The organism is Paraburkholderia sp. RCC_158, assembly GCF_041355255.1.
Taxonomy (GTDB): Bacteria; Pseudomonadota; Gammaproteobacteria; order Burkholderiales; family Burkholderiaceae; genus Paraburkholderia; species Paraburkholderia graminis.
Map to the genome: position 1 here is coordinate 297,711 of NZ_JBFUPM010000008.1, position 25,760 is coordinate 323,470.

Annotated in this window: 21 protein-coding genes and 1 pseudogene; 11 read left to right on the forward strand and 11 right to left on the reverse strand. The window is 60.9% G+C overall.

The window, feature by feature from the left end; translation table 11 throughout:
- Positions 1-12: 12 nt before the first annotated feature.
- From AB6809_RS18405 to AB6809_RS18430, 6 genes are read right to left on the reverse strand one after another with little or no spacing between them, the layout of a single operon-like run.
- On the reverse strand, positions 13-921 hold the full coding sequence (locus AB6809_RS18405) for an NAD(P)-dependent oxidoreductase (RefSeq protein WP_029969318.1): 909 nt from the start codon (positions 919-921) through the stop codon (positions 13-15).
- Between the two features lie 4 nt (positions 922-925).
- Positions 926-1,996, reverse strand: coding sequence for a 2,3-butanediol dehydrogenase (locus AB6809_RS18410; protein WP_029969320.1), 1,071 nt, complete (start codon positions 1,994-1,996; stop codon positions 926-928).
- 56 nt (positions 1,997-2,052) lie between these two features.
- Entirely contained in the window at positions 2,053-3,024 is a 972-nt protein-coding gene (locus tag AB6809_RS18415; RefSeq protein ID WP_029969322.1) for an ABC transporter permease, read from the reverse strand.
- A complete protein-coding gene (locus AB6809_RS18420) occupies positions 3,021-3,974 on the reverse strand; it encodes an ABC transporter permease (RefSeq protein WP_029969325.1) in 954 nt (317 codons plus the stop codon). The genes AB6809_RS18415 and AB6809_RS18420 overlap by 4 nt, the downstream gene beginning before the upstream one ends.
- Complete coding sequence (locus tag AB6809_RS18425) at positions 3,958-5,532, reverse strand: sugar ABC transporter ATP-binding protein (protein WP_029969327.1); 1,575 nt, start codon at positions 5,530-5,532, stop codon at positions 3,958-3,960. The genes AB6809_RS18420 and AB6809_RS18425 overlap by 17 nt, the downstream gene beginning before the upstream one ends.
- A complete protein-coding gene (locus tag AB6809_RS18430) occupies positions 5,529-6,683 on the reverse strand; it encodes an ABC transporter substrate-binding protein (protein WP_307253906.1) in 1,155 nt (384 codons plus the stop codon). Before AB6809_RS18430 ends, AB6809_RS18425 begins: the two co-directional genes overlap by 4 nt.
- A 233-nt stretch (positions 6,684-6,916) precedes the next feature.
- Between AB6809_RS18430 and AB6809_RS18435 the strand changes: the two genes are divergently transcribed.
- A complete protein-coding gene (locus AB6809_RS18435; RefSeq protein WP_006051019.1) occupies positions 6,917-7,837 on the forward strand; it encodes a helix-turn-helix transcriptional regulator in 921 nt (306 codons plus the stop codon).
- Positions 7,838-7,849: 12 nt separating this feature from the next.
- Here AB6809_RS18435 and AB6809_RS18440 read toward each other — a convergent pair whose 3' ends face one another.
- Both AB6809_RS18440 and AB6809_RS18445 read right to left on the reverse strand, forming a co-directional pair.
- Positions 7,850-8,296: a type II 3-dehydroquinate dehydratase gene (locus AB6809_RS18440; RefSeq protein ID WP_006051018.1), complete on the reverse strand. Its 447-nt coding sequence runs from the start codon at positions 8,294-8,296 to the stop codon at positions 7,850-7,852.
- Positions 8,297-8,300: 4 nt separating this feature from the next.
- Positions 8,301-9,584: an MFS transporter gene (locus AB6809_RS18445; RefSeq protein ID WP_029969330.1), complete on the reverse strand. Its 1,284-nt coding sequence runs from the start codon at positions 9,582-9,584 to the stop codon at positions 8,301-8,303.
- Between the two features lie 192 nt (positions 9,585-9,776).
- Between AB6809_RS18445 and AB6809_RS18450 the strand changes: the two genes are divergently transcribed.
- Positions 9,777-10,562 (forward strand): IclR family transcriptional regulator, encoded by a 786-nt coding sequence (locus AB6809_RS18450; protein ID WP_006051016.1) that lies wholly within the window; start codon positions 9,777-9,779, stop codon positions 10,560-10,562.
- Between the two features lie 24 nt (positions 10,563-10,586).
- On the opposite strand, the gene AB6809_RS18455 is transcribed toward AB6809_RS18450, so the two are convergent.
- Positions 10,587-11,456, reverse strand: a complete 870-nt coding sequence (locus AB6809_RS18455; RefSeq protein WP_006051015.1) for a LysR family transcriptional regulator — start codon at positions 11,454-11,456, stop codon at positions 10,587-10,589.
- Between the two features lie 120 nt (positions 11,457-11,576).
- Here AB6809_RS18455 and AB6809_RS18460 point away from each other — a divergent pair, with 120 nt between their 5' ends.
- The 6 genes from AB6809_RS18460 to AB6809_RS18485 all read left to right on the forward strand — a co-directional run bounded on the left by AB6809_RS18460 (position 11,577) and on the right by AB6809_RS18485 (position 19,293).
- The gene (locus AB6809_RS18460) at positions 11,577-12,968 is read left to right on the forward strand and encodes an MFS transporter (RefSeq protein WP_029969331.1); all 1,392 of its coding nucleotides are present in this window, start codon (positions 11,577-11,579) and stop codon (positions 12,966-12,968) included.
- 107 nt (positions 12,969-13,075) lie between these two features.
- Entirely contained in the window at positions 13,076-14,194 is a 1,119-nt protein-coding gene (locus tag AB6809_RS18465) for an FAD-binding oxidoreductase (protein WP_029969333.1), read from the forward strand.
- Between the two features lie 863 nt (positions 14,195-15,057).
- Positions 15,058-15,873: an enoyl-CoA hydratase-related protein gene (locus AB6809_RS18470; protein ID WP_006051012.1), complete on the forward strand. Its 816-nt coding sequence runs from the start codon at positions 15,058-15,060 to the stop codon at positions 15,871-15,873.
- Between the two features lie 72 nt (positions 15,874-15,945).
- Entirely contained in the window at positions 15,946-17,313 is a 1,368-nt protein-coding gene (locus AB6809_RS18475) for an MFS transporter (RefSeq protein WP_107708291.1), read from the forward strand.
- 42 nt (positions 17,314-17,355) lie between these two features.
- Positions 17,356-18,315 (forward strand): hydroxymethylglutaryl-CoA lyase, encoded by a 960-nt coding sequence (locus AB6809_RS18480; RefSeq protein ID WP_006051010.1) that lies wholly within the window; start codon positions 17,356-17,358, stop codon positions 18,313-18,315.
- Positions 18,316-18,393: 78 nt separating this feature from the next.
- The gene (locus AB6809_RS18485) at positions 18,394-19,293 is read left to right on the forward strand and encodes an MBL fold metallo-hydrolase (protein WP_371026912.1); all 900 of its coding nucleotides are present in this window, start codon (positions 18,394-18,396) and stop codon (positions 19,291-19,293) included.
- A gap of 79 nt (positions 19,294-19,372) precedes the next feature.
- Here AB6809_RS18485 and AB6809_RS18490 read toward each other — a convergent pair whose 3' ends face one another.
- A complete protein-coding gene (locus AB6809_RS18490) occupies positions 19,373-20,308 on the reverse strand; it encodes a LysR family transcriptional regulator (protein WP_044021608.1) in 936 nt (311 codons plus the stop codon).
- Positions 20,309-20,620: 312 nt separating this feature from the next.
- Here AB6809_RS18490 and AB6809_RS18495 point away from each other — a divergent pair, with 312 nt between their 5' ends.
- The 3 genes and pseudogenes from AB6809_RS18495 to AB6809_RS18505 all read left to right on the forward strand — a co-directional run.
- Positions 20,621-22,660: a hydantoinase/oxoprolinase family protein gene (locus tag AB6809_RS18495; protein ID WP_371026913.1), complete on the forward strand. Its 2,040-nt coding sequence runs from the start codon at positions 20,621-20,623 to the stop codon at positions 22,658-22,660.
- A 59-nt stretch (positions 22,661-22,719) separates the two neighbouring features.
- On the forward strand, positions 22,720-24,405 hold the full coding sequence (locus AB6809_RS18500; protein ID WP_371026924.1) for a hydantoinase B/oxoprolinase family protein: 1,686 nt from the start codon (positions 22,720-22,722) through the stop codon (positions 24,403-24,405).
- A 48-nt stretch (positions 24,406-24,453) separates the two neighbouring features.
- Positions 24,454-24,741, forward strand: a pseudogene (locus AB6809_RS18505) (CoA transferase); the annotation flags it as partial.
- Here the strand turns inward: AB6809_RS18505 and AB6809_RS18510 are convergent.
- Positions 24,720-25,709, reverse strand: coding sequence for a D-2-hydroxyacid dehydrogenase family protein (locus tag AB6809_RS18510; protein ID WP_107708285.1), 990 nt, complete (start codon positions 25,707-25,709; stop codon positions 24,720-24,722). The pseudogene AB6809_RS18505 and the gene AB6809_RS18510 sit on opposite strands and share 22 nt — an antisense overlap.
- Positions 25,710-25,760: the final 51 nt, after the last annotated feature.

The window sequence follows — 25,760 nt, forward strand, 5'->3', positions numbered from 1 at the left end:
GTGAAAGCGTACTTAGCGGGTAAGGCCGGCTTGTGCTTCGACAGCACGCACGATGGAAAAGAAGTCCAGTTCCGCTCCATCGCCCTGGGCGTAGTGCGAAAACTGCTCGCGCACGAGTGCCGCGGCTGCCATCGGGACGCCGGCTTCGACGCCGGCGTCGACCACGAGCGACATGTCCTTGAGCATCTGCCGCGAAGAAAACGCGGGAGAGAAGTCACGTTTTTTCAGCGGATCGAGTTTGTATTTGACGAGCGGCGATGCCGCGACGCTGTCGCCGATCACATCGAGCATCTCGGCCCAGTCGAGGCCGCCTTTCGTGCCGAGCGTTAAGGCTTCGGCAAGCAGCACGGCCGTCGAGCCGACGAGGTGATTGATGGCGAGCTTCAGATAACGCGCCTGCTGATCTTCGCCGACATAGTACTGACGCGCCGACATGGCCTGGAAGACGGGCAACGCGCGCCCGTATGCCTCTTTCGCGCCCGATGCGAATACCGTCAACTGCGCGTTGCCGGCAAGGACCGTGCTGCCCGATACCGGCGCGCAGATGTAGCCGACGCCGCGCTTACGCGCTGCTTCGCGAACTTCGCCCGATGCCGTGGGCGACACCGTGCTCATGTCGATATAAACGGCGCCGTCGTTCGCATTTTCGATCACGCCATGTGTGCCGAGCGCGACTTTACGCAATACGTCGTCGTCGGGGATGATCGAGAACACGAGCGGTGCCGAACGCGCGACACTCGCGACATCCTCTGCACGGCGCGCGCCGAGTCCAACGGCCTCGTCGACGCGTGCTGTATCGACGTCGTACACGGTCACGTCGAACCCCGCGGCGAGCAGATTGCGCACTATGGGCGACCCCATCTTGCCGAGCCCGATCCAGCCTACCGTTTGTGTGTGTTGCTTCTCTTGCGTGTGCGGCATGTCGTCACCGTGTCTGGGGATTGATGAGAATCTTCATCTTGTCGCTGCCTTTGTCGCTCAGTACGTCAAAGCCTTTCTCGACGACTTCGTCGGCATCGATCAGATCGTGAATGAGCTTTTCAACCGGGAACTTGCCGTTCGCGATCATGCCGATGATGCGCGGCCAGATCGTGACGGGGTAACACCATGTGCCTTCGATCCGGATGTCCTTCAGCGACCATTTCATCGGGTCGACGCTCGCTGTGCCCACGTGCAGACCCGCCTGAACCACAGCGCCCGCCGATCGCACCGCGTCGACGCATGCGTTCAGCGCATGCTGGTTGCCCGCGCATTCGATCGCCACGTCCACGCCGACGCCTTCTGTCAGGTCGCGAATCTTTTGCGGCAGTTCGCCGTCGGATGGATCGAAGATTGCGGTCGTGACGCCGAAGCCGGCCATCTTGTCGGCTCGCGCCGCATTGGGTTCGCTCACGAAAATCTTCGTGGCGCCCGCTGCATGGCAGGCGAGGGCGGCAAGTACGCCGATCGGGCCTGCGCCGGTAATCAGCACGGTCGAGCCGACCGTGACGCCGCCGCGGTCGACGGCATACAGCGCGACAGCGGCCGGTTCGATCAGCGCGCCCTGCTGGTCGCTCACGGTGTCGGGCAAGCGGTTCGCGTGATAGTCGTTGAGCAGCGTGTATTCGGCCATTCCGCCGCCGTCCCAACTGAGCCCGACGCAGCCCATTTTCGAGCACAGATGGCGCATGCCGCGCGCGCAGTAATAGCACTGTCCGCACGACGCGAGCGGCATCACCGAGATGCGGTCGCCGCGTTGCACGTTCTTCACGTCCTTGCCGACTTCGACGACCTCCGCGCTGAATTCATGGCCAAGCACCTGAGGCGCTTTCGCGCCTGTCAGCGCATGCGGTTCGGTCGGCACCACGATGGGCCCCGCCTGATACTCGTGCAGATCGGTGCCGCAGATGCCGCACCACAGCGGCTTGACGATCATCTGGTTCGCGCCCATGCCCGTCGGGTCCGGTACGTTTTCGACCCGGACATCGTGCGCACAGTGAAAACGCACTGCTCTCATGTTCGACTCCTTGGTTAGCCGGGCCATTTCGTATGGCCTCGTGTGAATGAGTAAATTCAGCGCTGCCGGCGGCTCACGTAGCACGCGGATGCGCCGATGATGATGACGCCCTTGACGATGATCTGCGCCTGCACGGGCATGCCGATCAAGAGCACGATGTTGAAGACGACGACGAGAATCGCTGCGCCCGCGAGTCCGCCTGGCAGCGAGCCGCGGCCGCCGGAAAGGGCGAGGCCGCCCATCACCGCGGCGACGATCGAATCGAGCTCGAAGCCGCGTCCCACCCAGTTGTCGACGATGCCGACGTAGCCCGACAGGATCAGCCCCGCCAGCCCGGCAAGCAGCGCGCTGATCGCGTAGCACGCGATGCGCACGGTGTCGGGGCTCGCGCCGACCAGTCTCGCGGCGACGGCATTGCCGCCCACCATGTACACGCGTCGCCCGAAGGTGGACAGATGCAGCAGGGTGCCGAACACGATCGCGCACGCGAGCAGCAACAGCACGTTGACGGGCACGCCCGCGACCGATCCCGTTCCCAGCGTGTGAAAAAGCGGTGGCACGTTGCCCGAAGGCGCGCCTTGCGTATAGGCGAAGCGCAGGCCGTCGAGCACGACCGCCGTGGCAAATGTCGCGAGAAACGGCGACACCTGGCGCTTCGTCACGAGCAGGCCGTTGAGCAGACCCGCGCCGATGCACAGCACGAGCGTGACGCCGAAGATGGCGGGCGCCGAATGGTTCGTGTCGTCGAATGCGGTGGCGATGACGGCTGCCGTGGCCATCACCGAGGCAACCGACAGATCGAGTCCGCCGACAAGAATCACGAACACCTGGCCGATCACGACGATGCCGAGCGGCGCGAACTGCACCAGCATGTTGACGACGTTGTCGGCACGAAGGAACGTCGGCGACCTTGCACCCGAAAGCGCAATCAGCGCCACGAGAAACAGATAGATTCCATAGCGTCGCGCGACACCGAGCGAGAGCTTGCGCGCAGGCGAAGCGTCCGTGCGTGGAGCAACCGAGTTCATGCGAGCCTCCGTTTCTGCTGGACATTCACGCAGACGGCGGCAATGATCGCGACGCCCTGCACGATAAGCTGATACTGCGACGGCACGCCCGCGAAGTTGATCAGGTTGTTGAGCATGCTGAGCAGATACACGCCGAGCAGCGTGCCGATGACGCCGCCGCGCCCGCCGCTCAGAATCGTGCCGCCGACGACAACCGGCGTAATCGACGCGAGCGTGTAGTTGGCGCCGAGATACGGTTGACCCGATCCGAACTGGGCAGCCAGATAGATGCCCGTGAGACCCGCGCAGAGCGACGAGAACGTGTAGACGAACAGAATGACGCGTTTGCGGGGAATGCCCGACAGCGTCGCCGAGTTGTCGTCGTCGCCCACGAGGTAGACGTATCGCCCGAGGCGCGTATTGCGCATGAAATACGATACGCAGCCGTAGAGCAGCAGCACGACGGTGGCGGTCACGGGCACGTTGGCGTAGCGGCCGTAAGCGAGTGCGTCGAAGCCGTCCGGCACGCCGCCCGCCGGGCCATTCGCGTAGTACAGAATGCCGCCTTGCAGGACGGCGCCCATGCCGAGCGTGACGATCAGCGGATGCACGCGCAGCCAGAGCACGAGCAGGCCATTGACCAATCCCACGAGGACGGACAGCGCAATCGCGACTGCGATCGCCACGCCCCATCCGCTTTGTGTGGCTTCCGACAAACCGGAGGTGAGCGTCGCCGACACGCTGATCAGCGAGCCGACCGACAGATCGATGCCGCCCGTCAGCACGGCGAGTGTCTGCCCCAGTGCGACGAGCGCAAGTCCCGTCGCCTGCTGATGGACGTTCAGCAGATTGGACAGCGTCGAAAAGCGGTCATTCACGCTGGCCCCGGCGACGAACAGCATGACGATCAAACCGGCCACAATATACGCGGCTGCGTTCAGCGGAACATGACGCCTAATGAGCGAATGCATGTGCGCCTCCCGTTCGAACGAATTGCCCGCCGCCGGTTGCGAGCGCCATGATGCCGTGCTCGGTCATCTCGTTGCCGCTGACTTCGCCCGCGATGCGTCCTTCGCGCATCACGAGGACGCGGTCGGACATGCCGATCACTTCCTGCAACTCGGAACTGATCATCAGGATGCCGAGTCCCCGATTCGTCAGTTCGCGCATCAGGCGATAGATTTCCGCCTTCGCGCCGATATCGACGCCGCGGGTCGGTTCGTCGAGAATCAGCACGCTGGTGCACACGCGCACCCATCGGCTGATCAGCACCTTCTGCTGATTGCCGCCCGACAGTGTCGCGACGCTGCCCGCGGGGCGCGCGCCCGCAATGCCGAATTCGCGGATTGCATCGACGCCCGCGCTTCGCTCGTGTTTCGCTTTCAGCAATCCGAAACGGGACACATGCTTGAGCGTTGTCGCCGTGACGTTCTGCGCGACGTTCAGGTACATCAGCAAGCCTTCGGACTTGCGGTCTTCCGTGACGAAGCCGAGGCCGAGGCGGATTGCCGTTGCGGGTGTCATGCGCGTATGGCGCGCGCCGCGCACTTCGATCGTGCCGCGCGCGGGCAGCGCGCCGAATACGCCCGACGCGAGTTCGGTGCGGCCGGAGCCGACCATGCCGGCGAGTCCGACGATTTCGCCGGCGCGCACCGAAAGCGAAGCATCGAATACGCGATTGCCGACCTGCAGCCCTTCGACCTTCATCAGCACCGTGCCGCCCGGTTGCAGCGTGGGCTTTGGCGGATAGATGTCCTTCATTTCGCGGCCGACCATCATGCGCACGAGATCGGCGCGCGTCGTTTCGGAAACGGGCTGTGCGCCGATCTTGCGGCCGTCCTTCATGACGGTCACGCGGTCGCACAGTTCGAAGATTTCATCGAGCCGATGCGAGATATAGACGATCGCGACGCCGCGCTCGCGCAGCACGCGCAGCCGTGCGAACAGCAGTTGAACTTCCTTGCCCGCGATGACTGCTGTCGGTTCGTCGAGTATCAGCACGCGTATCTCGCTGGCCATCGCCTTCGCGATCTCGACCATCTGCTGACTGGCGACCGAAAGCGCGCCGACACGCTCGCGCGGATCGAGTTGTACGCCGAGTTCGTGCAGCAAGGCGGCGGCGCGTTCGTTCATCGCGCGATGGTCGATCGTGCCCAGCCGCGTGCGCGGCTCGATTCCGGCGAAGATGTTCTGCGCCACGCTCGATTGCGGAAACAGCACGAGTTCCTGATAGATGATGTGAACGCCGTGCGCCTTTGCGTCGGCGGGGGACTTCCACACCATTGGCTGACCGTCGAATCGCAATGCGCCTTCGTCGGGGACATAGGCACCCGCAAGCACTTTCATCAGCGTCGATTTGCCTGCGCCGTTCTCGCCGACGAGTGCGTGAATCTCACCGCTACGCACACCGAAGCTCACGGCATCGAGGCTCTTTACACCAGGAAATTGCTTCGTGATGCCGGTGACTTCGATCACGTCGGGCCGCGCGTCGAGGCTTTCGCCTGCCGGACTGGATGTGGGCTGGTTCATTTTTCACCCGGCAACTTGATCTTGAAGGTCGACGGGTTATAGTCCGCGCCCATGCCGCCGTCGATGATCTTGTCGGGCGGACCCTTCGCGTCGACCACCTGATCGATGTACTGGTCGGGATGCGGGACCGATGCCGTTTCGTCGCCACGCGTCAATGCGATCTGCGGACTGATCTCGTAGATCTTGGGCAAGGGCTGACCTTGCAGCACCTTGAGCGCGACATCGAGCGACGTGCCGCCCATTGAAGGCGGATAGCCGATCTCGAGCATCGGAATCTTGTACTTCAACGCGAGTTGCAATGGGCCGTTCAGATCGGCTGTCGTATGCGGCGGAATTTCGCCTGGCTTGAATCCGGCCGCGACGAACGCTTCGATCGAGCCCGCGACGGGCAAGCCGTGTGCGCACCACACGGCGTTGATGTTGTGCCCGTACTTTGCGATCATGGCCTGCATCTGCTGCTTGGCCTTCACGGGGCTCCAGTCGGAATACACCGTGTCGAGCACCTTGATGCCCGGATATTGCGAAAACACTTGATGCGCGGCCGCCTCGCGGTCAGCGCTGACGCTCGACCCCGCCTGGCCTGCGAGCATGATGACGTTGCCCTTGCCATGCAACTTCTCGACGATCCATTGCGCCCACACGCGGCCCATCATCGCGTCGGAGCCCGTCACGAACGAAATAAAGTTGTCGGATGAAATGCGCCGGTCGACCATCACGACGGGTATGCCCTGTTTCATCGCACGCGTGACAACGGGGTCGAGTGCCTTCTGCGTATTCGCGCTGACAATCAGCAGATCCACGCCGTGCGAGATCAAGTCCTGAATGTCGGCGGCCTGTTTCGCGTCGTCCATGTTTCCGTTTGTGATCAGCAGTTGCCTGATCTGGTCGGGATGGTCGGCCGCCGCCTTCATCAGCGAGTGCTGCATCACGACGCGCCAACTATCGCCGAGTCCCGCATTCGAAAAGCCGATCACATAGGGCGGCTTCTTCTTGAACTTCGCCGTGTCGGCGAACGGAATCTGCACGGCGGGATTGAACAGAAACGTACGCGGCGCACCGGTGTAATCCGCACGCGCGGCACACGAAACTGTCAGAATGAAGGCCGCGGCGGCGAATACGCTCGCACGGTGAAAGCGGGTCGAACGACGCATGAATGTCTCCGTAAATGTTCTGATATCTGTCGGGAGACGCACGCGTTGTGGCCGCCAATTTTCGACGCGGCTGGCTGGCACCTACGCGGGTAACGAGTTCTATAATCTGGCGTTACCGATGCTGGATACAGCGTGCTTCCCGACGGCGCCAATGTCGCATGGTTGACGGAGCGCATCTAGCAATTGCCATTACTAGTAATGGCAGTAACAGGGAACGCAGGAGGACACGAAACATGGAAAAGCAGCAGCGTCTGAACGAACTGGCCGATTTTCTGAGGACGCGTCGCGCCCGTCTTCGACCGGAGGACATCGACTTTCCAAGCGGCAGCCGTCGCAAGACGCCGGGGCTGCGGCGCGAAGAAGTGGCCGAGCGCGCCGGCATCAGCGTCACCTGGTATGCGTGGCTCGAACAGGGCAGGGAAGTGAACGTGTCGTTCAAGACGATCGAAAGTCTTGCGAATGCGTTGAAGCTATCGCCGCACGAGCGCACACATCTGTTCGAACTGGCTAACCACTACACGCCGCCCGGTCCGTATCCGATTGCTCAAAACGTGACAGATACCGTTCGACGCATGCTCGATCAGCTCGGCAACATGCCGGCCTACGTGGTTGACGGCAACTGGAACTATGTGACGTGGAACGAAGCGGCGGTGCGTGTGTTTACCGACTTCCGCAAGATGCCTGCGGGCCGCTGCAATCTGCTGTGGTTCACGTTCCAGCAGGACGGTGCGCGCTCGCTCTTTCAAGGTTGGGACGCCTACGCAAAATGCGTGCTTGCGCAGTTTCGCGGCGACTATATTCTTCGCCCGTCGGGTGAAGTGTTTTTGCGTGATCTCGTCGAAGAACTGAACGATACCGATGCTGACTTCTGCCGCTGGTGGGCGGAGCATGAGGTGCTCAAGCGAAGCGACTGGCGCAAGGTTATGGAGCACCCTGTTGCAGGCGTGCTCGAACTCGATGCACTGTCGCTCGAGGTGCCGGACGCGCCCGGCATGCGCATCATGGTCTATACGCCCGCGCCGTCGACGGATACGGCGCAGCGTATCGAGGCGTTGATGAGAACCGGCCACGTCGATGCCATTCCATTTCCGGCTGCCACGGTACTCGATACTTTTCGGAAAGCACGGGCACCGAAAGCAGGACATCGCGGATAAGAAAGGACTGGCTTAAGTCGGGCTGCCCCACAGATCGTCGACTGCGCGGATCGCCAGCAAATAGCCGTTTGCGCCGGCCCCGCAGATCACGGCGGTGGCCGCCACCGAAATGGTCGAGTGACGGTATTCTTCCGAGCGCTTATGGATATTGGTGATGTGCAATTCCACCACCGGCCGGCGAATCAGCTTGACTGCGTCGAGCACCGGAATCCGGCCGAACGAGAAGCCCGCCGGATTGATGATGAGCGCGGCGTCCTGCAGGAATGCTTCCTGAATCCAGTCGATCAACTGGCTTTCGCTGTTGGTCTGACGGAATACGCAGTCGAACTCGAGCGTGTCGGCCAACGTCAGGCAGTTCTGTTCGATCTCCTTGAGCGTGGTGCTGCCGTAAATATGGGGCTCTCTTGCGCCCAGCATGTTCAGATTGGAGCCGTTGAGGATATAGAGTTTGCGGGTCATGGTTTCAATGTGTAGAAGAGCTTTCGAGCGCGGTGCCTCTGGTTTCGCGCGATATCGCGATCATCAGGAACGAGAGCAGGTTCAGCGAGCCGCACACCGCGACGATGGCCCACGGAGAACCGTGAAATGCATTGAGCAGCGCCACCGCGACAATCGGCATCGGCCCGCCGGTGAGCAGGTTGGCGCCCGAGTACGATAGGGCAGAGCCGGTGTAGCGTGCCTCGGTCGGAAAGGACTCGGCAAACCAGACCGGCTGGATGCCGCTCTGAAATTGTGTGAAGCCGAGGAAGGCGCCCATCACCGCCATCGTCATGCCAATCGAGTTCTGGTTCAGAACCGGAAAATAGATCAGGCAGCAGATCAGCGTGCAGAACGAGCCGATCATCAGCGCACGCCTGCGTCCGATCCGATCGCTCAGATAGCCGCCCAGCAGCGCGCCGGCAATCGCGCAGACATTTGCAACCATCAGCAGCATGAAGCCGGTTTGCTTGGGCACGCCCAAATGTTTCGTCAGGTAGCTGAGCGAGAAGACCACGATCAGATAGAAGAGCGCAGCGGGGCCGCAGAAGAACAGCGTCAGGCGAAGGGCGGTGCGCCAGTGATACCTGAAGACGGTGCCGAGCGGATTGGCGGCGCGCACCGGAGCGCCCGTCTTTTTGAGCGCCTCGAAGGCCGGTGTCTCGCTGACCTTCCTGCGGATGTAGATGCCGAGCAGCACGAGGACAAAACTTGCGAGGAACGGAACGCGCCATCCCCAGGCGTTGAAGTCGTCCGATGAAAGCAGGGCGGCCATCGTAAAGAGCGACAGATTGGCGAGAATCTGACTGAGCGGCGAGCAGATGCCAAGCAGTCCGGAATACCAGCCGCGCCGGTTGGCTGATGCGTGCTCCACTGCCATCAGTTGCGCGCCGGTCGATTCGCCGCCGAGCGCGAAGCCCTGGATGATACGCAGCGACACCAGCAACGTCGGCGCGAGAATGCCGACCTGCTGGTAAGTGGGCAGCAAGCCCATCAGAAACGACGACACGCCCATCACCGAGACAGTGATCAGCATCAGCTTGCGACGTCCCCAGCGGTCGCCGAGCATCCCGCAGATCACCGCGCCGAGCGGCCGTGCGGCGAGCCCCGCCCAGAAACTCGCCAGCGATGCGAGCAGCGACGCGGTCGGGTCGAGTGAAGGGAAAAACAGCTTTGGAAAGATCGTGGCCGCGACCACGCCATACAGCGCGAAGTCGAACCATTCGAGTGCGGTGCCGACGGTTGCGCCCGCTACCGCGCGGCGCGCCATCAAATGGGCCTGCGCGGACTGTTTCCCCGCGGCCACGTCTGAGTCTGAATCTGCGAACGACGACATGTTGTCTCCTCAATCCCGATGTGTTGAAACGTTCGTTCTGGCGACGAACAAATGCTATTGTTTGCGCTCTCCAAACGAGGCGTTCCACGCTGGAACTGCTTTTCACATGATGGAAGCGGACGCGACATGTCGCTGAAGAACGGTCTCAGGATTCTCGATTGGCTGGCCTCGCAAGGCGAGGGCGCAGGCCTCGTGGCGATTGCCGACGCCTTGTCCCTGCCGCGCAGCACGTGCCACCGTCTGCTCACGGACCTCGTCGAAGGCGGGTATGTGCGGCAGCTCGTCGATCACAGCCGCTATATCCTGACCATGCGGATGACGTCGAACGGACTCGAGTTTCTGAGCCTCACCGGCATTGCCGATATCGCCCAGCCGATTATCGAGCGCGTCGCCGCAAAGACCGGCGAACTGGCGCGGCTGTCGCTCGTCGACGGTGACGCCATTATCTGGGTCGGCAAGGCGGACGGGCAGCGCGTCGGCTTTCGCTACGATCCCGACATGGGCCACGCAGCGCGGCTGTCATGCACGTCGACCGGTCACGCGTGGCTCATGACAATGACCGACGAGCAGGCGGTGGCACTGGTTATCAAGCAGGGCTTCGGTCAGCCGAACGAGTTCGGGCCGAATGCGCCGACCACGATCAAGGCACTGCTCGGTTTCCTGCACGCTGCGCGAGTGCGCGGCTACGCGATGATCGACGAGGTGTTTGCGCCGCGCATGTCGGCGGTGGCGGTGCCCGTGGTGAGTGGCTCGCGCTGCGTGGGCGTGATCAGTCTGGCGGGGCCGCGGGTGCGGCTGACCGCCGAGAAGATTCACGAGTACTCGGTGCCGCTGCGCGAGGCTGCGAACGAACTTGCGCAGTTGAGTAACATGGCCGGGTTTCCTGGTCGGCCGCCGCTTGGGAAGGGGTGATCGACTCCTCGAAAAATCACCCAATCAGTCGAGGGCGGCGAGCGCCATTTCGATGAGTTGCTCGTGACGTCTGGTTGCGTCGCTACTCTGTTTGCGCGAAATCATGAAAAGAGAAAGGGGCTCGGGGGGATCTACCGCGATCCGGTGGATCGTGCATCCGGTCTCCTTCGCCAATGGCGCCGTCAAAAAACTCGGGACGATTGCCCACGCCGCATTTCTGAGCATCGGCGCGAGCATGTGTGCTTTCTCAACCCAATTTACGTGCCGCGAAAACCCGCGCCGAATGCGCCATAAATCGAACTGAGGCGACCACGGCAAATGAATTTCTCTCGATGGGTCGAGATCCGTCATGTCGAGCGCTTCAGGCAAAGATGTCTTACCCGACGCAGCATAGACCACAAGCATCGCGTAATCGCGGAGCTTTCTTGAGACAAGGTCGACGTGTTCGGACGGGGTCAGTGTGAAGGCTACGTCCAGGTGACCAGATGCAACGCGGTTAGCGAGCTGGAAATAGCGCGAACTTTCCATGTGCAGACGAACGGGCGGTGTCTCGTCGCAGAGCGCAGCGATGAACGGCGGAAGGACGTTGATCGCAACCGCGTCGACCGAACCGACGGCAAGGTGTCTTACCTGATTGCCCTGAAGTTGCTCAGCCTCGACTTCGAGCATTTTCCAGCGCTCGGCAATGTCGAGAAACCGCTCACCTTCGGCGGTCAGCGATATGCCCCGCGCTCCCCGCGAGCGCAGCAACAGCAGATGTCCTATCCGGCGTTCGAGGGACTGGATCCGATACGAGACAGTCGACTGCGTCGTGGATACGATCTCGGCCGCCTGAAGCAGGCTTCCCGAGCGGACCACCGCCAGGAATGTGTTGATCTCCTCGCTAAACAACATATCTAGTCCTTCGATATTCGGTGAATAAAATCCGACATTGACCGATATTGTGCCGAACCTTAGCCTACTCGAACAGAACAACATCTCCGTCATCTGATTCCGCAACGTTTGGAGGCACATATGGCAAAGACACTCGTCGGCATCGAAGATTTACCTACGAGCCGCTTCCACAGGAGGATTGCCGTTGTGGCGGCAGGGGGGCCGTTCTGTGACGGCTATTTGCTAGGGATCATTGTTGTAGCGCTGCCGTTCATTGCAAAGGATCTCGCGCTGAGCGCGCTGCAGATCGGTCTGATCGGCGCGTCCAGCCTCATTGGCATGTTCGCGGGTGGCGTCGTTTTCGGACCAATGACGGACCGCTTCGGCCGCCAGAAGATGTATGTGCTCAATCTCGCCGTATTCGTTATCTGCTCACTCGCGCACTTGTTCGTGCATGACGTGACGACGCTCTTCATCCTTCGTTTCATCATGGGGGTTGCGCTGGGCGCGGACTATCCCATCGCCACCGCGCTCGCAGCTGAATTCCTGCCCCGGAAGCTTCGCGGGCCGGTTCTCGCGAGCCTCGTGCTTCTGCTCTGGGTCGGATACACGTTAAGCCTTGCAACGGGTTTGATCGTGAGCGGTAGCGAAAGCGGTGTATGGCGCTACATTCTTGCGAGCGCTGCCATCCCTTCAGCACTTTTCCTGCTGCTGCGCCTTAACATCCCCGAGTCGCCGCGCTGGTTGATTTCCGTAGGACGGGTAGAGGCGGCGCGTGGCATCGTGGAACAGCATCTTGGGCCCCAGGTTGACTTTGATGCGCTCGTTGCTGAGACGCGTGTCAGCACTTCAAGGCGTGGCCTCGGACTGTCAAAAATCCGCGAACTGATTTCGCGGGGCTATGGGCGCATGCTGGTGTTCTGCTCGATCTTCTGGATGTGCCAGATTGCGCCCTCGTTCGCAATCAAGACGTTTCAACCGATGTTGCTGAAGTCGCTCGGCGTCACCAGGCCACTCGCCGGCTCGCTCGTAATCATTTCGTTTGCGATCGTCGGAACCGCGATCGGCATGTTCGTCGTCAACCGGGTCGGTCGACGCACGCTTTGTCTTGCCTCATTCGTTCTTGCAACGCTCGCGCTGTTTCTTCTCGCGACGCCGATGTCGGGCATTGCCACTGTTGCGATTGGTTTATTCATTCTCTTCACGGTGGCCGAAGCTGCCGGTTCCGGGCTGCAGTTCATCTACCCGAACGAGATTTTCCCGACTGACCTTCGAGCAACCGGTATGGGACTCGCCATGTCTGCGAGCCGCATCGGAGCCGCGGCAGGAACCTTCCTCCTTCCTACGGTACTCGTCCATTTCGGAAGCGCGACTGGTCTGCTTATCGCGGGCGGGATCAGCCTGGTTGGCCTGCTCGTATCTGCTCGCATGGCTCCCGAGACCCGTCATGTGTCGCTTGGCGCGGCAAACGCTCCGACGGTGGACGCGAGCGCCGGCGAACACGCTCTGCAGCGAAGAGAGGCTCGCAGCTGACCGGTAGGAACGGCGCAGCCTTCCTTGACACTGGGGAGCCACGGAAACTCAAATTTTAAGAATCTCACCTTGGCAACGCTATTTGCATCAACGAAAAGAGGCACTCTATGAATTCGGCACCTAAAGTGGTCATCATCGGTGCAGGCATCATCGGCACCACGCTCGCTTATGATTTCGCGAAACGCGGCGCGCGCGTGACCGTGCTCGACAAGCACGAGGTCGCGAAAGGCGCGACATCGGGATCCTTCGCGTGGATTACGAACCAGACGAAGTTCCGCAACGCGGACTCGCTCGGCGAAGTCGGCGCGCAGCATTACTTCAATCTGCATCGACTGTCGCACTTGTGCTGGCGTTATCTGCAAAGCGAGATCGACGGTCTGCCGATCCGCTGGTCTGGCTGCTTGCAAAGCGCCGAGCCGGATACCGCTGAGGCAGCGGAACTCGCGGCGGAACTCGACCGGCGCCTGCGGTGGGGCAGCCCGACTTATCGCGTCACCACGGCCGAGGCACGCGACATTGAGCCGGGGTTTGAACCAGGCGCCGAGACGGATATTTTCTACACGCCTGACGAAGGGATGATGTCGCCTGTGCAACTGACGTCAATGATGCTCGAGGCCGCGGTCGCACACGGGGCGCAGTATTCGCCGCACGACGCGTATCAGGGCTTTACGAAGACGGCGGGCGGTTACGAAATCCGGAGCGGAAGTGGCAAGCGCGAGGCCGATATTCTCATCTTCGCGGGCGGCATTGCGAACCCGGAGCTCGTCGAAGGTACGGGGCTTAAGGCACCGCTCATCCACAGCACGGGCAGCGTCGTCCACCTCGCGCCGTTGCCGCGGCTTTTCGATTCGGTCATTCTTGGCGCACACGTTCATGCGATTCAGCGCATCGACGGTCGCGTGGTCATCGCCAAGCACTTCTCCGGTTCACCCGTTGGAGATCCAAGCACGCCCGACCCGGAGGAGCTCGTGCGTGTCGCCGCCCGAGTGCTACCAGGTTTGAAGAACGCCATTGTCGAGAAAGTCACCGAAACGCGTCGCGTCATTCCGGCTGACGGGTTGCCTGTCGTGAGCCGCTCTAAAGAACTTCCCGGCGTGCTTTCTATTACGACGAACGCAGGCATTAGTCTGGCAGCCGGATTGTCGCAACTGATCACCACGGAACTGCTTGACGGCGTGACTGTGAAGCTATTGGACCCCTATCGCTCAGAGCGCTTTGTCGGCTAAGCAATGCTTTGACGTCTGCCCAGGCGCATCGCCATGAAGCGGCCTCGGTGGATGAACTTGCCGAGGCCGCGCGGCCGCCCGCTCCGCTCAACCTTTGCTCGGGAGACCGGACGTCGTCTATCCGGCGGCATCCGGTTTTGGATTGAATCCTGGACTGAGGCACGCCAGGAAAACCAAACCATGACGAACGCGATCGTCGCGGCCGTGAAAACCGAAGGTAACGAGCGTGGCGATCATGAGCGCCGTGCCGGTGGCAAACTGAGAGCGGAAAATCATGAGCAACGCAGCACTTCAACATAAGCAGCGGTGCGCGAACACGCTGCATTGTTAGGCTCAAGAACAAGTGCCGTGCTGGACGGCAAATTCAGCAGATGAACTACGTTCCTACGCCTACCTCTACGCCTGCGCTTAAGGCTGAAATGGACTCACCAATAGCTGAGTACGATCGCGCGGCGGCTGACTTCGATGCGGCCCGTGCGGCATGCGATACGCCGGTTTTCGTCGCACTTGTCCGATAGACGGGGAAAGATTCTTTGCCAGTGCCGGGCCATCGCTACTGGTTATCACGGATATAACCTATTACGTTCACGTGATTGCAACGTTTCATTACCCGCACATAGGGCGCATCAGTACACTCGGATTGTCAGTGCGAGGCGCGGCTATCAGTCGCCGAGTCCGTGACCGTGCAGCTTACCGATATCACGGAAATGGTTCCGGCCTGCTGATCCGCTCACAACATGAAACGATCCGGCGCCGGTGCGCTCAGCGCTGCCCGCATCCAGTAGTGACAGGCATCGGAGCGGTGAGCAGCCCACGTCTCGCCGGTGCAGTTTTTCATTGATAGATACGCATCAGGAGTCACATTGAAGATAGCTCAACACCTCGACCCGGCCACGATCAGGACGTTGGCGCTTGAAGAAATCGATGGCCAGATTCTCGTGATCCGGTTGAACCGTCCAGAAGTGTCGAACGCAATCAGCACACCAATGGGCCAGGAGCTGATCAAGGTCTTCGGTGCGCTGGAGGTCGACCCCACTCAATATCGTTGCGCGATTCTCACGGGTACGGGTGAGCGGGCCTTCTGCGGTGGAGCGGATCTCAAGCAACGCGAAGGCATGACGGACGAGCAGTTCGGCACGCAGCACTATCTGTTCGAACGCATGGTGCGCGCAATCACCCATTGCCCGATTCCGCTTATCTGCGCCGTCAATGGATCGGCAGTTGCAGGCGGCCTCGAACTGCTGCTGGCGTGTGATTTCGCCTACGCATCGAATCAGGCCGTCTTCGGATTTACAGAGGTGAAACGCGGAATCATGCCGGGGGGCGGTGGTACCCAGCAGCTTCCTCGCACGATCGGTACGCGACGCTCGAAAGAACTGATTTTTCGCGGCTCGAAGTTCTCAGCGGAAGAAGCGCTCGCGTGGGGTGTCGTGAACCAGTTGTACGAGCCGAACCAGGTGCTGGCACGCGCGATCGAAGCCGCCCGTGACATCTGCACGAGCGCACCTCTTTCAGTTGCGCAGGCGAAGAAGGCGATCGACCTCGGGATGCAAAGCGATCTGAACACGGGTCTCTTCATCGAAATAGAAGCCTACAACCGGCTCATCCCGACGCAAGACCGTCTTGAAGGTATCAGTGCATATAACGAGAAGCGGCAGCCTGTCTTCAAGGGACGCTAGCCGCACCGCACAGGAAAGCCGCCAGTCGCGCGTGGCGGCCAACTAACCGGCCTTTCGCCGGAGGAGACATGCATGAACTCGCCCATCAGTGCCGCGGCTAGTCCGCTGGCAGAGCAAGCATATCGAAAAATCACGCGGCGCCTGATTCCTTTCCTGTTCCTCTGTTACGTGTTCGCTTTCCTGGACCGTGTGAACGTCGGAATCGCGCAGCTCGACATGAAACACGACGTCGGCTTCAGCGACTTCACCTACAGCATTGGCGCAGGCATTTTCTTTCTCGGCTACGTGCTGATGGAAGTGCCGAGCAACCTTCTGTTGACGAGAATCGGCGTAAAGCGGACCTTCTCGCGAATCATGGTTCTGTGGGGTATCCTGGCTGCGGCGACCGCATTCGTGACCCTCCCGTCGCATTTCTACACCGTACGCTTTCTGCTCGGTCTTGCCGAAGCCGGTCTGTATCCGGGCATCATTTTCTATCTGACGCGCTGGTACCCCGTCGAGCGCCGTGCCAAAGCCATTGCTATCTTCACTTGTGCAACGGGCATAGCCGGGTTGCTTGGCGGCCCGATGTCCGGCTGGCTGATGACGCACATGGAGGGCATCCGCGCCATGCATGGCTGGCAATGGATGTTCATCGTACAGGGCTTGCCGGCAAGCTTCCTTGGCATTGCCGCATTTTTCTTCCTGGACGACGGCCCCGAAAAAGCAAAGTGGCTGAGTGACGCCGAGAAGGCGCAAATTCTCGCGGACCTGAAGCACAGTTCAGGTGTGAGCGGGACGCACGCGGAACACACCTTCATGAATGCACTTCGCGACCCACGCGTGTATGTGATGGGCTTCGTCTGGTTTGCACAGATTGCGGGTGTGTTTGCGATCGGCTTCTGGTTACCCACGCTGATCAAGAGTACGGGGCTGACGAGTCCGCTAGAAATCGGTATCTATTCGGCCATTCCGTACTTCGTGAGCTGGATTGCGCTGATCGGGATGAACTGGAACTCCGACCGCACGATGGAGCGCCGCTGGCACTGCGGCATCACGATGATTATCGGTGCCCTCGGTCTGTTTGCGGCGGGTCTGATTCACGGCAGCCTTGCATGGTCGCTGGTGGCGCTTTCGATCGCGACGGCGGGGATTCTTGCGCCCAATCCTCTGATCTGGGCGATTTCGACGGACTACATCCGCGGCAGCGGAGCAGCAGGCGGAGTCGCCGTCGTGAACTGTATCGGTCTGCTCGGAGGGTTTGTCAGTCCCATGATCATCGGCTCGATCAAGACGGCGACCAACAGCATGGCTGGAGGACTCGGCGCCATCTCCCTGCTCATGCTCATCGGCGCGCTTGCTGCAATTGTGCTCGCTCCGAAAACGACGGGTGCCAGGTCGCTCGAGGAGCTTGCCGCTGACAGGCTGGACGACTCCGCAGCAGCGAACGTAATGCTTTGACAGATGCCCATGCGGTCATCTGGTGACAAAGGAGATTCAGGAATGACGACGCGTGAAAAGGTGACAGTGCGGGAAGTAGGGCTGCGCGATGGCCTGCAAATGGTCCGGACGATTCTGTCGACAGAGCAGAAGCTGGAGTGGTGCCGGCGAATGGTGGAGGCCGGCTCGGTCGAAATCGAAGTGACGTCCTTCGTGCCTCCCAAAATCGTCCCGCAGTTTGCCGATGCAGTGGAAGTGGCTCGGGGCGCGCTCGATATAACCGGACTGCACGCTGCGGCGCTGGTTCCGAATCTGAAGGGGGCGCAACGCGCGTTTGAAGTCGGTCTGAGCAAGGTGCATTACGTGCTGTCGGCAAGTAACGAACACAACCTGAAAAATGTGCGCCGGACGACGGCGGAGTCAGTGGAAGACTTCGCGCGGATTGTCCTCGAGCGCGACACCGTTGAACGCACAGCGCGCAGAATCACGCTCGGCGCGGGCGTGGCGACCGCGTTCGGCTGCACGATCTCCGGCCGCGTCGAAGAAAGCGGGGTGCTCGGTCTCGTGGAAACACTCCTCGAAGCAGGCGCTGACGAGATCACGATTGCCGATACGGTCGGTTATGCGAATCCCCGCCAGGTGAAGGCGCTGATGCGCGAGGTTCTCGCGATCACCAGGGATGTGCCGGTCGCCTGTCATTTCCACGACACCCGGGGCCTCGGTCTTGCCAATGTCGTCGCCGCGCTCGATGCCGGTGTGCGCAGCTTCGACTCTTCGCTAGGCGGTCTTGGCGGGTGTCCGTTCGCGCCGAATGCCACTGGGAACATCAATACCGAAGACACTGTTTTTCTCCTGGAATCCGAAGGGTTCGATACGGGCATAAATATCGATGCGCTGCTTGCAATCAGGGAGACGATTGCGGGCTGGTTACCAGGTGAGCCGTTCACGGGTGCCATTGCGCGAGCAGGCGTTCCCAAGACATTCGATCTGCGCGAGGCGGAGATGCTCCCGGCGGGGCAGTGACGGTAATGCATTGCCACGTGTGCGCGTCGGTCCGCGCCCCGGCATGAAATGTTTTTGAAGCGGAAGAAGGAGAACGCAGTGCACGTGCAGAAAATCGGCGACGTCGAGATCAGCAAGTTCAGCGAGATCGATAGCCTGGAGTTTGAACCGAATTGGCTTTTCCCCACGGTCGAGCGCGACTTCGTGAAGGAGCAGCGCAGCTGGCTCGGTCCGCGCCTGATCGAACCGACCGAGCTCAAGCTGTATCTCAGCTTCCACAGCTACGTTGTCAAAACGCGCCATCACACCATTCTTGTGGATACCTGCAACGGAAATCACAAGCAACGTCCGTCGATGCCGGCATGGAGCAACCTGCAGACGCCATACCTCGATAACCTGGCGGCGCTGGGCATCCGTCCGGAAGACATCGACTACGTGATGTGCACGCATCTGCACACCGATCATGTCGGCTGGAACACTCGTCTGCAAGATGGCCGCTGGGTCCCCACCTTCCCGCGTGCGAAATACATCTTCTCGCGCACCGAGTACGACCATCTGATGAAACTGCATCAGTCGAATCCTGAATTGCCGGTGAATCGCGGCTCGTTCGTCGATAGCGTGCTGCCTGTCGTCGAACACGGCCAGGCGAAGTTTGTCGAAATGGACCATTCGTTCGAGCACGAACTCGGCGAGAACGTGTGGCTCACTCCGGCAGCGGGCCACACTGCGGGCCATGTGCTGATTCATGTCGGGCATGAGCATGGCGAACATGCCGTAATGACCGGCGACGTGATCCACCATCCAATCCAGTTTGTCGACCCTTCGCTCCCGAACGCGGCGGATTTCGACGCCGGGCTGGCCCATCAGGCGCGGCTGGGTGTGATGAGCCGCTACGCGGACACGTCAACGAAAATCCTGACGGCTCACTTCCCGTCGCCAACGGCCGGTCGCGTGGTGAGCCACGGTGACAGCTTCCGCTTTGCTTTCGACAAGGAATAAGCAGTAGAGGGCATGCGCGCGCAAGACGCAGATTGCGTGCGCCTATCGTGAGCCGGGATTAGCCGTGAATAACCGCCCCTCACTTTTGTGCGATGCGGCTCTGGCAAAGTTCGATGAACTTCAACACAGGTTGCGTCAGCGTGGCGCCACGACGCGTTGCAATGCCGTATGGCGCTCCACGCCGCTCGATGTAAATCGGCAATATCTTTACGAGCCCGCCCACCGCGAAATACTCCGCGACCTTGCGAGGTATCAGGCCCACCGTGCCGCCTCCGGTCTGGAGCAGAGCGAGTGTGGCGAAGGTGGACGAGGTTTCCATCGCGTAGCGTGGAAAGCCGAGACCTTCGTCATCGAGAAGCTGCTCGAAGAGTGACCGCATCGGCAGTGTTGCCTGCGGAACGATCCACGGGTTACCAATAATGTCGGCTAGTTGCACGCCGGTTCTATCGCCCAGAGGGTCGGCGCCATCTACCACCACGCATATCTCTTCCACCTCTAGCGGAATGAAGTCGTAGGCCTCCGGATGAACGCTGACACTGGACCGCCCGATCACGAGGTCCAGCAGCCGCTGGTCGAGCATGGCGAGCAGCCGCGCGCTGTTGTCTTCCCATACCTCGATCGAGGTATCGGGCTGACTCTCGCGTAGCGCTTTTACAGTAGGCGCCAGCCACACCGGCAACGAGCCCATCACTGCGCCAACGGCGAGTGTTCCGCCGCCGCCTCGCAGGATTGCCGCCATCTCATCGCGCATCGTTCCGACGTCCGCCCGAAGCGTTCGTGCGTGACGTATCACGCATCGCCCCAGGTCGTTGGGAACAATCCCACGTGGCGAGCGGGAAAACAGTTCAACACCGAATATGGCTTCGAGCTCTTGCAGCGATTTGGTTATCGCCGGCTGCGACAAGGAGATCTGCTGCGCTGCCTTGCGCAAAGACCCGTGGTCGTCGAGCGCGATCAGCAGCGCAATGTGGGCTCCCCGAAGGCGCCTGAGAATCGCATCGTTACTGGTTATCACGGATATAACCTCAGACGTTCACCTGATTCAAACCTTTCATTATCTGCCTTGGACGACGCATCAGTACACTGGACCTGCCGGTGGACGAGTACGCGATCTGCAAGGCGCGCACGTCGATGCAACGTATTCGGACGGATCACACGATGCATTCGACGCCAGGCGATAACTCACGCGAATCACTGTCGCGCAGTGTACTCGCGATTTCCGCCTCGATGCATGCAGACGGCGCCGGGAGGCTCATTCCGCGAATGGCTCGTCGACGTCCGACCGGTATTCGAGGAGGCTCATGTTTGTCAACGGAGACAACGAAGCGTGAAACGAATAGGAATAGACGTCGGCGGGACCTTCACCGACGTCGTCATGGTGGACGACTCGACCGGAAAAGTGTGGTCGACCAAGGTGCCGACGACGCCTAAAGACCGCGTCCTGGGGACGGTCGAAGGTTTTCGAAGGATTCTCGAAATCTCAGGCTCGAAGAGCGGCGATATTTCATTCCTTGGCCACGGAACGACAATGGCCACGAACATGGTGGTCGAAGGCACGGGCGCGAAAACTGCGTTGGTCACCACGCGCGGGTTCAGGGACATTCTTGAATTGAGGCGTGCATCCCGTCACGACCGTGCCGACCTGTACGACCTGCTGTTCGACAACCCAAGGGCGCTGGTCGAGCGTCGTTGGAGACTTGAGGTAACGGAGCGCCTGCGTTTCGATGGGAGCGTCGAGACAGCGCTCTCGCACGAGGAACTGACGCAGATCGCCGCGCGCATCCGTGACTCAGACGTTGAAGCGGTCGCTGTGTGTTTCCTGCACGCGCACGTCAATCCCGAGCATGAAATGGCTGCCGTTGGCGCGCTGCGGGAAATGCTGCCGGACCGGTTCGTGTGCGCCTCGCACGAAGTCAACCCTGAAGCCATGGAGTACGAGCGGACCAGTTCGACCGTCATTAACGCAATGCTCGGACCGGTGTGCGGGCGCTACATCGGCCGTCTGGTGGATGCGCTTGCGCAGCTTGGCTTTGCCGGCAAGTTTCTGTTCATGCAATCCAACGGTGGGCTCGCGAGCCCGGCGCGCGTCGCTGACCGTCCGATCGTGCTGCTCGAGTCGGGGCCTGCGGGCGGTGTTAGCGCCGCAATCCGCAATTGCGAGCGGGGCAACCTGCGCAATGCGATTCTTGGCGATATGGGCGGCACGACGTTCGACGTTTCGCTCATCCGCGACTTCAGACCGGAGATCCGGAACAAAAGCCTGTTGCACAGCTACACAGTGCGCTCTCCCAGCATCGACATCGACTCCGTGGGTGCGGGCGGCGGCTCCATCGTCTGGATCGACGCGGGTGGCGGCGTACGCATCGGACCCGAGAGCGCCGCCGCCGACCCGGGTCCCGCATGCTATGGCCGCGGCGGTACCCGACCGACCGTCACCGACTGCAATCTCGTGCTTGGTTATATCGACCCGGACAATTTTCTCGGGGGCGAATTCAAGCTGGACGCCAAGGCGGCGTGGCGCGTCGTCGACGAAGTCATTGCCAAACCTTTGGGCATGAGCGTGCCGGAGGCGGCGCAGGCGGTTCGCTCCGTCGCCAACGCACTGATGGCGCAGGCGGTTCGCATCATGACGGTGGAGCGGGGTTACGACCCGCGTGAATTCTCGTACATCTGTTATGGCGGCGCGGGCCCTGTACATGCGGTAGACCTCGCTCATGAAATGGGGATTCGCCGCGTTGTGATTCCGCCGCTGCCGGGCCTCTTCAGCGCGTTCGGCATGATGGTCGCCGACCAGCAGTACGACTATCAACGCCCGGTCGAATGCGACCTCGCCAAGCTCGGCGACGAAAGACTGCACGCGGAATTCAGCGAACTGCTTGCGCTCGGGCGAAGCGAAGCAGGGCGCCACGGTGTCGAGGCAAATGCGACCCGCGCTGTGCGTCTCGCGGACTGCCGCTACGTCGGTCAACCGGATGTCATCACGGTGGAAGTCCCGGAAGGCACATCGTGCGCTGCGCTCGCGAGCGACTTCGAGGCGGCGCATCAGCGTCTATGGAACTTCGTAAGCAAGGACAAGCCGATCATGGTCGCCAACTTGCGGCTGCAACTCATTGCGACGAGCGGCTGGCAAGGCGGCGTCGCGCATTCGGATGAGGAAGCAGCGGTTACTCCTGTGCGAACACGCGATGTGTACATCGATGGAACTGTCAGGGCGCTGCCGGTCTTTGCTCGCAGCCGGCTTCCGGTCGGCGCCCAGATCGACGGCCCGGCCGTCATCGAAGAGCACAGCAGTTGCGCGGTCCTGAAAGAATCGCATACAGCACGCGTCGACGACGACCTGAACCTTGTGATCGAACTGGCGGCCTGAACATGAACATCGTGACATACGAAATCATCCGTAGCAGCCTGTATGCGGTTGCGCGCGAAATGAAGATTGCAATGATGCGCACGGCGGGAAGTCCGCTGATGCATGCGAGTGGCGACTCGTCGGCCGCAATCTTCGACGCGGATATGCAACTCGTGGCTCAAGGCAACGACATTCCAACGATGCTGGGTTCGGCCGTGATCTCCACGCGCGTGTCGGTGGAGGCGATCGGCCGCGACAATCTGCGGCCTGGCGATGTGATCGTCAGCAATGACGCGTACGTGGGGGGCGGCAATCACCAGCCGGATGTGCAGTTCACGCGCCCTGTCTTTGTCGGCGGCGAGATCGTCGCCTTCGTGATGACGCGTGGCCACTGGACCGATATTGGCGGTCAGTCGCCGGGCAGCTATGCGATTGCGACGTGGGACGTCTTCGCCGAGGGAATCCGGATTCCGCCGGTTCTGCTGTACCGGAACGACGAGCCGGTGCGCGACGTACTGGAAATACTCACGCGCAACAGCAGAAACTCGCATGAATTAAGGCTCGATATCCAGGCGCAGTACGCCGGCACGTACGTGGGCGATCGGCGCATTGCCGAGCTGGTGGCGAAATATGGCGCCGATGCATTGCGCGAAGTCATGAGCCAGAGTCTCGACCATTCGGAGAGGCTCATCCGCGCGGAGATTGCGAAGATCCCGGACGGCGTCTATGAAGCTGAGGAATTCCTCGACCCGATCGAGGCGCCAGGATGGAAGCACGAGCGACCGCTCCTGAAGGTGAACGTTACCGTGAAGGGCGACCACATTATCTTCGACTTCACGGGGACAGGCGCTCAGGTGCGCGGCGGGATCAATTGTCCGTTTTCAGTCACCTGCAACAGCACCTGGTTCACAGTCAAGGCATTGACGGACCTGAGCATTCCAATCAACCAGGGCTGCTATCGGCCCGTGACCATCATTGCTCCGCAAGGCAGTGTCCTCAATTGCGAGTACCCGGCCTCTGTCGTGTCGGGCAACACCGAAACCTCGCCGCGAGTGATCGACCTTCTTCTCAAGGCTCTTGCGCCTGCCGTCCCGGATCGCATCCTCGGACAAAGCAACTGCGCGGCCTGCGCGGGAATCTTTAGCGGACGCGATACGAATCAGAGGCGAGTGGCGGAGACTGGAGAAAAATTCGTCACGATGCATGACGTTCACGCCGGCGGCATGGGTGCGCGGGCAGACAAGGACGGGGTCAGCGGGATCCGGGTCTATGTCGGCAACGCTGGCAGCCAGTCGATCGAGATGATCGAACGGACATCGCCGTTGCTGGTGGAAGAGTGGTCGCTCGTATCGGATACGGGTGGCGCCGGCCGGCAGCGCGGTGGGCTGACCTCTCGCCGCGTGTACCGGGTCGAATATGACGAAGCCACCTTTACGGTCTCGGGAGAGCGCGGTTATACGGCGCCTGAAGGACATTTTGGCGGCCTCGCCGGCAGCCCGTTTTTGTGCAAGGTACGGCGCGCGGACGGCCAGGAGGTGGCCGTACCTGCAAAGGGCGGCCAGACGGTGGTCTACCGGAATGACCGGGTCGTCGTGCAGCCGGCAGGCAGCGGCGGTTTCGGCGAGCCACGGCAGCGCGAGCGCGCGCGGGTGCTCGCCGATGTTGCCGACGGCTACATCAGTCGCGAGGCGGCAGTCCGCATCTATCAGCTCGACCTGGGGCCGATCCAGCCGGAGAAATATGAAGTCGCCGTGGAGGCAACGTAAGCCGGTGACAGCATATAAACGGAGTATGCAGATGACCAGGCAGCTTCCACTCGACGAGTGAGTAACCGTGTAGAACTTATCGACCTGTTGCAGCGTACCTTCGGCAAGAAGGCCGCTGCTTACTGGCTTGAACGCCTCGACGAGGCCGGTATTTCTTGTGGCCCGATTCAAACGGTCGATCAGGTGGTCGCGCACGAACAGACAAGGGCGCTCGATATCCAGCGGACGACACAAGACGGTGCAGCTACGTTTGTCGGCCTGCCTGTCGAAGAAAGGCGGCGGGACACCGCCGCTTTTTCCGGTAGATTACCTTGTCAGGAGGGAACCGTCTGGTAGCTGATTTCCCGCTTCGCTGCGGTCAGCGTGCGAATCGGTTTGCCTTCAATCCAGGCAAGGATGTTTTCCACCGATTCGCCATAGTAGAACTCGTAAGAACCTTCGGTGACGTAGCCGATATGTGAAGTTGCTATGACGTTGTCCATGGTCCGGTATGGATGATTCGCGGGCAATGGCTCGACATCGAATACGTCCATGGCGGCACCCGCAATCTGCTTGCGGTTCAACGCGGCAATCAGAGCCTGCTCGTTGACGATCGGGCCGCGCGCGGTGTTGACGAGCAGCGCGTGAGGCTGCATCAGAGAAAGCTCGTGTTCACCGATCATATTGCGTGTGCGCTCCGAAAGGCGAACGTGAATAGACAGAATGTCACTGGAGGCGAGCAATTCTTCTTTCGATACGTACTGAGCCCCATGGCTCGCCGCGGACTCCGCAGTCATGTTCTGGCTCCATGCGATTGTCTTCATGCCGAAGGCCTGTGCGACGCGTGCGGTCACGCTTCCCGAATAGCCTAGTCCAAGCACACCGAGCGTCTTGCCGTTCAGGTCCCGGCCGACGGTAACTTGCCATCCTCCGTTTCTGAACGAGCTTACTTCTGTCGGGATGTGGCGTGCCGCGGCCAGAATCAGCGCCCATGTGTGTTCAGCCGCGGCGGTGAGCGACGAGGCCGTCCCGCAGACCGTGATGCCGAGTTCGTCCGCGGCTTCGATATCGATCGCGGCGTTCCACGGCCCGGTGCTTGCCAGCAATTTGAGGCCTTTGAGTCGCGAGAGGACGCTTCCCGGAAACCAGGTCCGTTCCCGCATGACGCACAGAATGTCATACGGCTCAAGCCGTTCGACCAGAGCGTCTTCATTGTCGATATGGTCGGTGATGACCGTTATTTCGGCATGCTCACGTAGACCGTGCCAGTTACCGAACTTCATCGATGTATTCTGATAGTCGTCGAGGATGGCGATTTTGTGCATGAGAGTTTCTTTACCGTTGATCCTGGATGGGCTTGCGAAGGCCCACCCGGT

What these genes read in the sequence shown, in the direction of transcription:
- AB6809_RS18405 (WP_029969318.1), bottom strand. Translation starts at nt 921, where the DNA reads ATGCCGCACACGCAAGAGAAGCAACACACACAAACGGTAGGCTGGATC.
- AB6809_RS18410 (WP_029969320.1), bottom strand. Translation starts at nt 1,996, where the DNA reads ATGAGAGCAGTGCGTTTTCACTGTGCGCACGATGTCCGGGTCGAAAAC.
- AB6809_RS18415 (WP_029969322.1), bottom strand. Translation starts at nt 3,024, where the DNA reads ATGAACTCGGTTGCTCCACGCACGGACGCTTCGCCTGCGCGCAAGCTC.
- AB6809_RS18420 (WP_029969325.1), bottom strand. Translation starts at nt 3,974, where the DNA reads ATGCATTCGCTCATTAGGCGTCATGTTCCGCTGAACGCAGCCGCGTAT.
- AB6809_RS18425 (WP_029969327.1), bottom strand. Translation starts at nt 5,532, where the DNA reads ATGAACCAGCCCACATCCAGTCCGGCAGGCGAAAGCCTCGACGCGCGG.
- AB6809_RS18430 (WP_307253906.1), bottom strand. Translation starts at nt 6,683, where the DNA reads ATGCGTCGTTCGACCCGCTTTCACCGTGCGAGCGTATTCGCCGCCGCG.
- AB6809_RS18435 (WP_006051019.1), top strand. Translation starts at nt 6,917, where the DNA reads ATGGAAAAGCAGCAGCGTCTGAACGAACTGGCCGATTTTCTGAGGACG.
- AB6809_RS18440 (WP_006051018.1), bottom strand. Translation starts at nt 8,296, where the DNA reads ATGACCCGCAAACTCTATATCCTCAACGGCTCCAATCTGAACATGCTG.
- AB6809_RS18445 (WP_029969330.1), bottom strand. Translation starts at nt 9,584, where the DNA reads ATGGCGCGCCGCGCGGTAGCGGGCGCAACCGTCGGCACCGCACTCGAA.
- AB6809_RS18450 (WP_006051016.1), top strand. Translation starts at nt 9,777, where the DNA reads ATGTCGCTGAAGAACGGTCTCAGGATTCTCGATTGGCTGGCCTCGCAA.
- AB6809_RS18455 (WP_006051015.1), bottom strand. Translation starts at nt 11,456, where the DNA reads ATGTTGTTTAGCGAGGAGATCAACACATTCCTGGCGGTGGTCCGCTCG.
- AB6809_RS18460 (WP_029969331.1), top strand. Translation starts at nt 11,577, where the DNA reads ATGGCAAAGACACTCGTCGGCATCGAAGATTTACCTACGAGCCGCTTC.
- AB6809_RS18465 (WP_029969333.1), top strand. Translation starts at nt 13,076, where the DNA reads ATGAATTCGGCACCTAAAGTGGTCATCATCGGTGCAGGCATCATCGGC.
- AB6809_RS18475 (WP_107708291.1), top strand. Translation starts at nt 15,946, where the DNA reads ATGAACTCGCCCATCAGTGCCGCGGCTAGTCCGCTGGCAGAGCAAGCA.
- AB6809_RS18480 (WP_006051010.1), top strand. Translation starts at nt 17,356, where the DNA reads ATGACGACGCGTGAAAAGGTGACAGTGCGGGAAGTAGGGCTGCGCGAT.
- AB6809_RS18500 (WP_371026924.1), top strand. Translation starts at nt 22,720, where the DNA reads ATGAAGATTGCAATGATGCGCACGGCGGGAAGTCCGCTGATGCATGCG.
- AB6809_RS18510 (WP_107708285.1), bottom strand. Translation starts at nt 25,709, where the DNA reads ATGCACAAAATCGCCATCCTCGACGACTATCAGAATACATCGATGAAG.